General features: G+C 58.8%; 10 protein-coding genes and 1 tRNA gene. 9 read left to right on the top strand and 2 right to left on the bottom strand.

Annotated elements, in window-relative coordinates; translation table 11 throughout:
- Positions 1-379 precede the first annotated feature (379 nt).
- A complete protein-coding gene (locus tag O8B93_RS16520; RefSeq protein ID WP_269711009.1) occupies positions 380-1,321 on the top strand; it encodes an alpha/beta fold hydrolase in 942 nt (313 codons plus the stop codon).
- Positions 1,322-1,342: 21 nt separating this feature from the next.
- On the opposite strand, the gene hisN is transcribed toward O8B93_RS16520, so the two are convergent.
- Together hisN and O8B93_RS16530 are read right to left on the bottom strand one after the other, a co-directional pair.
- The gene (gene hisN / locus O8B93_RS16525; protein ID WP_269711010.1) at positions 1,343-2,119 is read right to left on the bottom strand and encodes a histidinol-phosphatase; all 777 of its coding nucleotides are present in this window, start codon (positions 2,117-2,119) and stop codon (positions 1,343-1,345) included.
- 307 nt (positions 2,120-2,426) lie between these two features.
- The gene (locus tag O8B93_RS16530; RefSeq protein WP_269711011.1) at positions 2,427-3,311 is read right to left on the bottom strand and encodes an N-formylglutamate amidohydrolase; all 885 of its coding nucleotides are present in this window, start codon (positions 3,309-3,311) and stop codon (positions 2,427-2,429) included.
- Positions 3,312-3,492: 181 nt separating this feature from the next.
- Between O8B93_RS16530 and cpdR the strand changes: the two genes are divergently transcribed.
- The 8 genes from cpdR to O8B93_RS16570 all read left to right on the top strand — a co-directional run bounded on the left by cpdR (position 3,493) and on the right by O8B93_RS16570 (position 11,800).
- Positions 3,493-3,855, top strand: coding sequence for a cell cycle two-component system response regulator CpdR (cpdR, locus tag O8B93_RS16535; RefSeq protein WP_003497910.1), 363 nt, complete (start codon positions 3,493-3,495; stop codon positions 3,853-3,855).
- A gap of 81 nt (positions 3,856-3,936) precedes the next feature.
- Positions 3,937-4,011, top strand: a tRNA-Val gene (locus O8B93_RS16540).
- A gap of 309 nt (positions 4,012-4,320) precedes the next feature.
- Complete coding sequence (locus O8B93_RS16545) at positions 4,321-5,334, top strand: substrate-binding domain-containing protein (RefSeq protein WP_269711012.1); 1,014 nt, start codon at positions 4,321-4,323, stop codon at positions 5,332-5,334.
- A 73-nt stretch (positions 5,335-5,407) separates the two neighbouring features.
- Positions 5,408-6,928, top strand: coding sequence for a sugar ABC transporter ATP-binding protein (locus tag O8B93_RS16550; protein ID WP_269711013.1), 1,521 nt, complete (start codon positions 5,408-5,410; stop codon positions 6,926-6,928).
- A 12-nt stretch (positions 6,929-6,940) separates the two neighbouring features.
- Positions 6,941-7,942, top strand: coding sequence for an ABC transporter permease (locus O8B93_RS16555; protein WP_080828985.1), 1,002 nt, complete (start codon positions 6,941-6,943; stop codon positions 7,940-7,942).
- A 41-nt stretch (positions 7,943-7,983) separates the two neighbouring features.
- A complete protein-coding gene (locus O8B93_RS16560; RefSeq protein ID WP_269711014.1) occupies positions 7,984-8,958 on the top strand; it encodes a sugar-binding transcriptional regulator in 975 nt (324 codons plus the stop codon).
- On the top strand, positions 8,955-9,953 hold the full coding sequence (locus tag O8B93_RS16565; protein ID WP_269711015.1) for an aldo/keto reductase: 999 nt from the start codon (positions 8,955-8,957) through the stop codon (positions 9,951-9,953). Before O8B93_RS16560 ends, O8B93_RS16565 begins: the two co-directional genes overlap by 4 nt.
- Positions 9,954-10,075: 122 nt before the next feature.
- Positions 10,076-11,800, top strand: coding sequence for a glycerol-3-phosphate dehydrogenase/oxidase (locus tag O8B93_RS16570; protein ID WP_269711016.1), 1,725 nt, complete (start codon positions 10,076-10,078; stop codon positions 11,798-11,800).
- Position 11,801: the final 1 nt, after the last annotated feature.

The following is an 11,801-nucleotide window of genomic DNA, read 5'->3' on the forward strand; positions in this document are numbered from 1 at the left end:
GGTGTCCTCCTTGAGAAGCGACTGTTTGCGGTTAAGTCCGGCACCCCATTCTGGCGATGGCAGGACATATGGCGCGGTCCCGTTCTGGCGACCGCATGAAGGAGATGGGAATGGTCATGCGCGGCGTCAAGGGGGCGTGAAAAGACGAGGGCAACATGAACCATGGCTGAACATCCGGTTCCGGCATCGTTCAGTTTGAGAGCCATAAAACTGCGGTCATCGGAGGCATTCTCCGTCGGCAGAAGCAATAACGTCCCTTCTTCTTCTGTCTTATTCGCCGGAACCGCGACTGCTTTAACCGACGGTTCCGGCAATTTTTTCTTTGACCTTCCCGCGCCGCCGACCTATCCCGAAAGGGCAGAAAAGCCGGAAAAGACCGATGATCGAAGCCACATTGCGCGCCAGCGAAGACAACCCGGTTCCAGGCAACCACACCGTCGGATATTTTACCGGCCATGGCGGCAAACAGCTTCGTTATGCGATCTTTCGCGCCACCCGCTCCATCGCTCGCGGAACGGTGGTTCTGCTGCATGGCAGGAACGAATGTATCGAGAAATATTTCGAGACCATCACCGATCTGACGGCCATGGGCTTCTGGGTCGCGACATTCGACACGCGCGGGCAGGGCGGCTCCGAAAGGCTCCTGAAAAAGCCGGGCGTCGGGCATGTGCGGCGCTTTTCCGATTATCAGCGCGATATCAGCCTGTTTCTCGAGCAGGTTGTCCTGCCGGATACGCGGCTGCCTTTCTTCATGATCGCCCATTCCACTGGCGCGCTTGCGGCCCTTGCGGCCGCGCCCGGCCTGTCGAACCGGATTGACCGTCTGGCGCTGTGTTCGCCATTCATCGAGCTGGACAGCCAGCAATCGGTTCCGCCGTCCGTTATCCGGCTGGTTGCGACGGCCTTGAGTTTTGTCGGCCTCGGCAGGGTTCAGCTGGGCAGGGACCAGCGCGAGCGGGATTTCGACGGCAATCCGCTGACCTCTGACGCCAGACGTTTTGCCAGGAATCTCGCTTTGCACAGGCAGTTTCCGGAACTGTTCATCGGCGCGCCGACAGCGCGCTGGGTCTATGAAGCGCTGAAGACCATGGGCCGCGTGACCCGTCAGGATCATCTGACGAACATCACCGTTCCGACCCTCATTCTGGCGCCGATGCTGGATACGATCACGCCCTATAAGGCGCAGGAAGAGCTCTCACGCAATTTCCGGGCAGCACAGCTTCTTCCGGTAACCGGCGCGCGCCACGAATTGCTGCATGAGCGTGACGTTTTCCGCAAACAGGCGCTGGCGGCCATCGACGCGTTTTTCGCGCCGGAGTGATGGCCGCCTGAGCCAGGCTGCCTAGAGTTTCGAGAGAATGGCAAGGGCTTCTTCGTGCACGGCCTTGGAACCGGCGGCCAGAATGCGGCCACCATTTTCCGGGCGCCCGCCATCCCAGGTGGTCATGATGCCGCCGGCCTGCTCGATCACCGGGATCAACGCACCGACATCATAGGGCTTCAGTCCGGATTCGATCACCAGATCGACATGGCCAGCCGCGAGCAGGCAATAGGCGTAACAATCCACGCCGTAACGGAAAAGGCGGACCTGATCCTGCACCTTTTCATAAAGGGGCTTTTCTTCCGCGGTGAAGATATGCGGGGTGGTGGTGAACAGCACCGCATCGGACAGAGACCCGCAATCGCGCGTGCGGATTTTCTTTTCGCCGTCGGGTCCGAAATACCAGGCCGTTTCGCCATCGGCGAAATAACGCTCTTTGGTAAAGGGCTGGTCCATGATGCCCATCGTGGCGCGGCCGGCCGACTGGAAGCCGATCAGCGTGCCCCAGACAGGTACGCCGGAAATGAAGGCGCGGGTGCCATCGATCGGGTCGATAACCCAGATATGGTCGCGGTCGAGACCGACATTGCCGTGTTCTTCGCCAAGAATGCCGTGCTGCGGAAACCGTTCTTCGATGAGCGCGCGAATGGCGGTTTCCGCTGCCTGATCACCTTCCGTCACCGGATCATAACCACCATCCTGCTTATTTGTGACGGCAATGCCCGTGCGGAAGCGGGGGAGCGTCTCGGCGCTGGCGGCATCGGCAAGTTTGAAGAAGAAATCCCGGTCGGGCAGCATGCGAAACCTCATCGCGTGGAATGGTGGCCTGAATTCTGTGGGCAATGCATAGACTGGAATCACATCCGCCGTCCACTCATACGGATACCGGAGCCCACGTTTCCATATTTTCGGCATAAGCTTAAAAAATATGCAAATAAAAAAATGATTGACAATTGTGCATATACTGCGTAGCGTGACCCTGCAGTCTTTGACTGTAAATACCCTCCTTGGGTGTTTCCTCCCTAGACTTGACCGCGCTCAGGCGCGGTTTTTTTTGCCCCGCGCGCGGCCAGACGATCTAGTGAAATAGGGGTGATTGAGGGCTTTATTCGGCGGCGAGCGAGGTCTCGATCGCGTATTCCGAAACGAAAGCGCCGAGCTGGCGCATGAAGATTTCCAGCGATGCCTGAATGGCGGGGAAATCGGCTTTTTTCAAAAGCGTCTTTTCATCCACGTAAAGCGCGCGGTTGACCTCGATCTGCAACGCATGCAGCGAGCGGATCGGCCGGCCATAATGTTCGGTAATGAAGCCGCCGGCATAGGGTTTGTTGCAGACCGCGACGAAACCCAGCTCCTCGAGAAAATGCAGGGCGGCGCGGGATACTTCCTGGGAGGCGCTGGTGCCGTAGCGATCGCCGATGATCACGTCCGGCCTTAGGTTCGAGCCGGCGACGCGGATATTACCCGGCATGGAATGGCAATCGATCAGCACCGCCATGCCGAAATGCGCATGGGTGCGCGAAAGCAGCCGGCGTAAACAGGCGTGATAGGGCTTGTAGATGGTCTCGATCCGCGCCAACGCCTCGTCCACTGGCAGGCGGTGGGCATAGATATCCATATTCTCCGCAACGATGCGCGGCACGGTTCCGAGGCCGCCTGCGACCCGCATGGAGCCGATATTGGCATAAGGCGGAAGCGTGCCTTCGAACATACGCGGATCGAGCTCATAAGGCTCGCGATTGACGTCGAGATAAGCTCGCGGAAAATTCGCTTTCAGGAGCGGCGCGCCGATCTCGGGTGCTGCGGCGAACAGCTCGTCAACGAAATGATCTTCGGATCGGCGGATCTCATGCGAATCGAGCCGTGCCGATTCCAGGAAGGAGATGGGATAGCAGCGGCCGCTATGCGGGGAATTATAGACAAATGGCAGGGTCTGAACGGCAGGTTCCGTTACTTCGAACAGCTCATATTCACCCGTGACCCAGTCCATTCAGTACCATTTACCATGTCGCAAACTATCAGGGTGCTCATGTTGCCAGTTACGGTGCAGCAAGTCCATACTATCGCCCAAACAGCGCTATACCGATTCACGCGTTCACAGGATATTTACCGTGAAAATCCTATAATCGGGCTAGGGTATTCCAAACATTGAGCAGTTACGGTCACTTATGATGAATCAGAAAATTCTTCTTGCTGAAGACGACAATGATATGCGCCGCTTTCTCGTGAAAGCGCTGGAAAAAGCCGGTTATAAGGTTTCTTCCTTCGACAATGGCGCCAGCGCCTATGACCGGCTTCGCGAAGAGCCTTTTTCGCTGCTGCTGACCGATATTGTCATGCCTGAAATGGATGGCATCGAGCTTGCGCGGCGCGCTACCGAACTCGACCCTGACCTGAAGGTGATGTTCATCACCGGCTTCGCGGCCGTTGCGCTCAACGCCGATTCGAAGGCTCCGAAGGATGCTAAGGTGCTTTCCAAGCCGTTCCATCTGCGCGATCTTGTGGATGAAGTGAACAAACTCCTTGTGGCGTAAGGCCTCTCAAAAAACCTTCACAAAACCGAAAAAAAGCAGTTGACGCATGAACCGGTTTTGTGGTCTATCCGCCGCCACGGAGGGCGTGTAGCTCAGCGGGAGAGCACTACGTTGACATCGTAGGGGTCACAGGTTCAATCCCTGTCACGCCCACCATCCGAATTCATGAAAAGGGTTTCTGAAGCAATCAGAAACCCTTTTTTCGTTTCTAGTTCAGTCATAGCCCAGACTTTCATATCCACGAGCAATTGCCGTCGCTGATTGCGCACTTCACCATTCGCGGCGGCCTGTGTCTGTCGTGATCGGCTCATCGCGTGTCATATCGATTGCAATAAATTTCACCAATCAAAATAAAATTCAAAGCCGTTGACGCGCCCGTTTTTTCCCGCTATCTCAATTGGCATGCAATAAATTACGGACATCAAAATTTATTGCGGACTAAGTCATTGTCCTTGGGAGGGGAATATGTTGGCTTTTTTGAAATCGACTGCTGCCGCCGGTGTTCTGGCCGTAGCGATGAGCGCTGCTGCAACATCGCCGGCCACCGCTGCAAGTAAATTCGCCTGCGAGCCGGGTGAGACCTATGTGATGAACGTCATGGTTTCCAGCCACCCCTATTGGGTGCCGGTCTTCGAGGGGTTCAAGCAGGCTGCCAAGGCGCTGGGCTGCGAGGCCGTCTTCACCGGCACGCCGGAATATGACATCACCAAGCAGATCGCATCCTTCGAGCAGGAACTGGTGAAGAAGCCGAAAGGCATTCTTCTGCATCCGATGCAGGCTGATCCCTTCATCGAACCCATCAACAAGGCGATCGCCTCGGGCGTTTCCGTGACGACCTTTGCGGCGGATTCTCCGAAGTCGAAGCGCACCGCCTATATCACTTCGGACAATGTCGCCGAGGCTAAATTTGCGGCCGACGAAATCGTCAAGAAGCTCGGCGAAAAGGGTGAATATGCCGTTCTTGAAAATCCGGGTCAGAGCAATCACGATCTGCGCGTTACAGCCCTCATCGACTATATGGGGCGCACCTATCCGCAGATGAAGCTGGTCGGCCGTCAGGCGACCAATCAGGATGCGAATGTCGCCTATCAGGCTACAGCCGCCCTGCTGCAGGCCAATCCCAATCTCGGCGCACTGTGGATCCCTGAGGCCGGTTCGGCTGAAGGCGCAACGACCGCCGTTCTCGAGGCAAAAAAGAAAGTCCTGATCCTGCATGCGGATATCACGCCGGCGACGCTGGAGCATATCAAGCAGGGCAATATCTATATGTCCATCAATCCCAACCAGGGGGTTCAGGGCTTCATGGGTTTCATGAACACGTTTCTGGGTGCCCATTCGGACCTGATCGACCCGTTCAACGACTATAAGGTCTCCGGCTTCAATCCGATGCAGGTACCGTCGATGGACAATGGTTTCGCTGTCATCACCAAGGCGAATGCCGCTTCCTTCGATCTCAATGAGTATATGAAAGGACGCTGACGCGTCGCTCTTGAAAAACCGGCGGGGTTTCTGGCCTCGCCGGTCACAGGGGAAGCAGGTTCGGGAGGGCGTTATGGGTGAGGTCATCCTCAGCATGACGAATATTCACAAGGCGTTCGGGCCCGTGCGGGCGTTGCGTAGTGCCGCACTTGAATTGCGGCGCGGCGAAATCCACGCGCTCGCTGGTGAAAACGGTGCGGGCAAGTCGACGCTGATGCACATTATCGACGGCATTCTGCAGCCTGATGGCGGGGAAATCCTGCTGGATGGCAAGCCGGTCCGCATATCTTCGCCCAACGCGGCGAACCGACTGGGCATCGGTTTCGTGCATCAGGAGATCGCACTCTGCCCGGAGATTTCGGTTGCCGAAAACATGTACATGTCGGAGACCGGCCAGAGCCGCTCCTGGTTCATGAATTATCGCGATCTGGAAAGGCGGGCGGCAACGGTGCTGCGGGAGATCGGCGATATCGATCCCGCTCGTCGGGCGGGCGACCTGTCGATTTCGCAGCAGCAGATCGTCGAGATCGCCAAGGCGCTGACGCTGGATTGCCGTATCCTGATCCTCGACGAGCCGACGGCGGCGCTGACCGAGACCGAGGCGCAGACGCTTTTCAAGATCATGCACCGGCTGGCGGCACGCGGCATTGCCATCATCTATATCTCCCACCGTATGGCGGAGATTTTCGAACATTGCGACCGCATCACTGTCATGCGCGACGGCTGCCATATCAGGACGGAGAATATTGCCGACATCTCCCCGGAAGAGGTGGTCAACAGCATGGTGGGGCGGGTGCTCGACAAGCTCTATCCAACGAAACTGGCGGATGATGAAAAATCGGATGAGGTCATTCTTTCGGTTCGGCACTTGAACGAAGGAAAACGTGTTTTCGACGTCGATTTCGACCTGCGTCGCGGCGAAATCTTAGGATTTGCCGGGCTTATCGGTGCCGGCCGCAGCGAGATTGCCCGGGCTGTCTGCCGGCTGGAAGGAAAACCGAAAGGCGAGGTCGCACTGCGCGGCCGGCCGCTGAAGCTCAGGGATTATCGCGACAGCATCCGCGAGGGGATCGTTTATCTCTCCGAGGATCGCAAGGGCGACGGATTGTTCCTCAACATGTCCATCGCTGCCAATGTCTCGGCGCTCGATATTGGCAGGATATCGAACGGCATGGGTTTCATCGAGCGGCGCAAGGAAATGAAGCGCGCCGATGAGTTGGGGCGCCGGCTGAAACTGCGGGCGAACAGCGTCGGTGACGCGGTATCGACCTTGAGCGGCGGTAACCAGCAGAAGGTAGCACTGGCCAAGATGCTGTCGGTGGAACCCGAGGTCATCTTTCTGGATGAGCCGACCCGCGGGGTGGATGTGGGCGCCAAGGCCGAAATCCACCGCCAGATTCGGGAACTGGCGCGGGAAGGGGTTGGCGTGGTCGTCATCTCCTCGGAGCTGCCGGAACTGATCGGCGTCAGCGATCGTGTGCTTGTCGTGCGCGAGGGGCGCATCGCCGGCGAGGTCGAGGGGGACGACATGACGGAGGAAAAGATCATGCAGCTCGCATCGATCAATATCATGCAGACTGCGGCGGAAGCCTGAGGGAGCGGGAAAATGGCAACATCGGAAACACCTTCAAGCCTTGCCGAGACGGCGGTTCGCCGCACGGCCTGGTGGGAGCCTGCGATCAAGGCGCGCGAAACCGGGCTGATCGTCATCATTCTCGCCCTTTTTGCAGTGATGTCCTTCATCTCGCCCTACTTCCTGACGGTGGACAATCTGCGGGCCATGGCCATGGTCTTCGCCATCGAAAGCATCGTCGTGGTGGGCATGACGATCCTGTTGATCTCTGGTGGTATCGATCTTTCGGTCGGCTCCGTCACGGCGCTTGCGATGGTGGCTGCCGGCTGGCTGTTCCTCAACGGTGTCGATCCCTGGGTTGCGGCGGGTCTTGCAATCTGCCTCACGACATTGGTCGGTATGGTCATGGGATTTTTGACCACCGTCGTCGGTCTGCATCATTTCATCGTGTCGCTCGGCGTCATGGTCATTGCACGCGGGGTATGCCTGCTGGCAACCGGCGGCCGGCCGCTTGGGCTCTATTCCCTGCCGCCGGAATTCAAGTTCATCGGCCAGGGCGCGCTTGGCGGCATTCCGCTCGTGCTCATCATCTTTTTGGTTGTGGTCGTTGTCTTCGACCTGCTGCTGCGGCGCACGACCGCCTTCCGCAAGGTGTTTTATACCGGCAGCAATCCCAAGGCGGCGGCCTATTCCGGCATTCGCGTCGGCCGGGTGGTGTTTGCCACGACCACGCTTTGCTCGATGCTGTGCGGCGTTGCCGGAGTCATCTACATGGCCCGCTTCGGGTCCGCCCAGCCGAGTTTCGGCGTCGGCATGGAGCTCAATGTCATTGCAGCGGCGGTCATCGGCGGCGCGAGCCTTTCCGGCGGCTCGGGCACCATTCTGGGGGCCATCCTCGGCGCGATCCTGTTGTCCGTCGTTTCCAGTTCGCTTGCCTTGCTCAACGTGTCTGTCTACTGGCAGGACATCATCAGGGGAAGCATATTGCTGGCTGCGGTCCTGTTCGACCACTATCTGGTCAGGCGCCGCCGTTGAGCGCCCTTCGCTCGCCCGAGGGTAACTGGAGAAAGACGATCATGCTGGATATCAAGGACGACTTCGACCAACAGCGGCAGATGTATTCCGTCCTGGTGCTGCATTTCATCGAGGGGGTGAAGCAGTCGGAGATCGCCGAGCGTATGAATCTTTCCCATACCAAGGTGAACCGCATGATCGCGGCGGGCCGCAAGGCGGGCATGGTGAAGATCAGCATCGCCAGTCCCTATCAGCGGCTGGTGGACCTCGAAAACGAGATCAGCCGCCGTTTTGGCCTCACGCAGTCGGTGGTGACGCCAACGGTCTCCGACAATCCGGACACCGTCTTGCAGATGGTTGGCCGGGTGGCCGCGAACCATTTGCTGGAGACAATCCGGGATGGCGACGTGATCGCGATTACCGGCGGCAAGGCGGTCAGTGCCGTCGTTGATAATCTGGAGGCGGAGCGGCGCTTCGATGTGCGGGTGGTGCCGCTGACCGGCGGCGTGCAGGGCAAGCATTATACAGATGTCAATCATCTCGCCACGCAGCTGGCGGAAAAGCTCGGCGGCAGCGCCTCGCTCCTGCATGCGCCGCTGTTTGCCGAGGATGAAGAGCAGCGTGATCTGCTGATGAATGTCGCGTCGATCCGCGAAGTTTTCGACTTAGCGCGGCAGGCACAGGTCGCACTGGTCGGCATTGGCTCGGTGGAGGCGCCGGGCTCTGGGTATTACGATCTTCTGCCGGATGCGGCCCGCGGCGGGCAGGCGCTGATGGATGTGGGCATTGCCGGCGAATTCCTCGCCCATCTCACCATGGCGGACGGGCAACTGGCGAGGATCGATCTCAACTCGCGCGTGGTGGCGCTGGACCCCGGGCAGCTTGCCCGGTGCCCGAACATCATCGGCGTGGCGGCTGGCGCCATCAAGGCCGGACCGGTGGCGGCCACGCTTGTCGGCCGTTATCTGACCTCGCTGGTCGTGGATGAGGCGATTGCCGGTTATTTATTGAATCAAGGGGAAGGGGAAACGTCGTGACGGAGAACGCAATATTGACCCGGACGATCGGCGGCAGTGGCATCAGCGCATCCGCCGTGGGGCTGGGCACCTGGGCCATCGGCGGCTGGATGTGGGGCGGCACCGATGAGCGGCAATCCATCGCCGCCATCCAGGCCTCCATCGATGCCGGCATTTCCCTGATCGATACCGCCCCGGCCTATGGCATGGGGCTTGCGGAAACCATCGTTGGAAAGGCTATTGCCGGCCGGCGCGACAGGGTGGTTCTGGTCACCAAATGTGGTCTCGTCTGGCATGTCAACGAGGGTGCCTATTTCTTCCATCAGGATGGCAAACCCGTTCACCGTTATCTCGGCGCTGATTCGATCCGTTACGAGGTCGAAGAAAGCCTGAAGCGGCTCGGAACCGATTATATCGACCACTACGTCACCCATTGGCAGGACGCCACGACGCCCGTTGCCGAGACGGTCGAGGCTTTGGTGCGGCTGAAGGAAGAGGGGAAAATCCGCTCCATCGGCGCCAGCAATGTCTCGCCTGATGATCTGGAGGCATATATTGCCACCGGCGCGCTGGATGCCATTCAGGAAGAATATTCCATGGTGAAGCGTGATATCGAAAAGACGCTTCTGCCGCTTTGCCGAAAGAATTCTGTCTCCGTTCTCAGCTATTCGTCGCTGGCACTCGGCCTCCTCTCAGGCAAGGTCGGGCCAGGACGGGTATTTGCAGAGGATGATCAGCGCCATGGCAATCCCCGTTTCAGCCAGGCCAACCGTCAGAAGATCGCGCGGTTGATGGCGGTGTTGGAACCACTGGCGGCGGCGCATGGAGCGTCGGTCGCGCAGGTGGTGATTGCCTGGACGATTGCCCAGCCGGGCATAACATTTTCGCTGTGCGGCGCGCGCGATCCGGCGCAGGCGGTGGAAAACGCCGCTGCCGCTCGCCTGCGGCTTACAGAAAGTGAACTGGCCCTCATCAGTGCTGGCGTTACCGAGCATCTTGTCGGGCTCGATAGCTGAAACATCCCGGTAAGGCGGGGCTCCTGGCGAACATCACATAACTTTCGCCTCCCGTCTTTCCCGTCGCTTTAAACGATTAACAACATTGGGACGCTGGTCATTAGCCAGCGAACGGTATTCCTATGCCCAGTTTTCGCGAGGACGCTCTCCGCCGCATCCGCCAAGACGGTGATTTCGACGCCGTTGTCATCGGTGGCGGTATCAACGGCATTGCCGCCTATCGCGATCTCGCCCTGCAGGGGTTGCGGGTGCTGCTGGTCGAGCGCAATGATTTTTCCTCCGGCTGTAGCGCAGCACCCTCGCGCATGATCCATGGCGGCCTGCGTTATCTCGAAAATGGCGAATTTGGCCTTGTGGCGGAATCCTTGCGCGAGCGCGATGCTCTTCTGACGCTTGCGCCGCATATGGTGCAGCCGCTGCCGACGACGATCCCGATTTTTTCGATGTTCAGCGGCCTGTTCAATGCGGCGGCGACGTTTTTCGGGTCCGGCGGCAAACCCGCAAGCCGGGGAGCGCTCGCCATCAAGGCGGGCCTTACCCTCTATGACTTCGTCACCCGCAAGAACCGCATCCTGCCCCGCCATGAGTTCCGCAGCGCCGGCAAGACGCTGAAGCGCTGGCCGGGCCTGACGCCTGACATCCGATATTCGGCCACATACTACGATGCATGGATAAGCCAGCCGGAGCGGCTTGCCCTGGAACTGCTGATCGATACCGCGGCCGATGCGTCGCAAAGCATCGCGCTCAACTATGCGGAGCTTATCCGCAACGGCGATGAATATCGTCTACGGGCAGAGGAAACGGACGAAACATTGCCCATCCGTCCGCGCATCATCGTTAATGCCACGGGGGCATGGATCGACGAAACGATCGGTACGCTTGCGGCCGGCCCGGCTGCGGAAAAACAAAAACCGACCGTTTCCGGCACCAAGGGGTCACATCTCATCATCGCCAATGACGCGCTCCTCAAAGCACTTGATGGCCACATGATTTTCTTTGAAAATGTGGATAATCGCGTCTGCATCCTGTTTCCCTATCTCGGCCGGGTTCTCGCAGGGTCAACCGATATCAAGGTGGATCGTCCTGAGCGGGTGCGATGCGAACCGGAAGAGCGGGATTACATTCTGGACGCGATCCGACAGGTCTTTCCGGACATTACGGTAGATCACTCGGACATTGTCTTTAGTTTCAGCGGCATACGCCCGCTGCCGCGCAGCGATGCCGCTTTTACCGGGAGAATTTCCCGCAGCCATTTCATTCACAGTGTCGCCGGTGATCCACCGCAGCTTTGCATGATCGGCGGCAAGTGGACGACCTTCAGGGCCTTCGGCGAACAGGTGAGCGATGAGGTTCTGACGTTCCTCGTGCGCAAGCGGTTGACCGGCACGATGAACCGCCCGATCGGCGGCGGCAGGAATTTCCCCATCGGTGCAGGACGCCTGCCAGCTTTGCTGTCGGAGCAGTTTTTTATCGACCGCCGCCGCGCGGAGCATCTGGCCCTGGCCTATGGCTCCCGTGCCTTCGAATTGATGGGCTTTTGCCGGGGACGAGCGGATGACGTGCCGCTTTCGGAAAAGTCGCCGATAACGGCCGCTGAAATCCTCTGGCTGATCCGCTACGAACATGTGCGGCACCTGACAGACCTCATTCTACGGCGCACGACACTCGCCATCACCGGCCTCATCGATGTCGATCTGATCGACGCCATCCTCGGCGTCGCCGCGCGCGAACTGGGCTGGACATCCACCCGGGCCGCCGTGGAACGGCAGCAGTTAATTGAGGAGCTGGAAACTTTTTACGGGGTCACCCCGGCAATGCTTCAACACAGATGCAAGGAGAATGCATGAT

It is taken from the genome of Martinezella rhizogenes (genome assembly GCF_027460065.1).
In the GTDB taxonomy this organism is placed as follows: Bacteria; Pseudomonadota; Alphaproteobacteria; order Rhizobiales; family Rhizobiaceae; genus Agrobacterium; species Agrobacterium rhizogenes_C.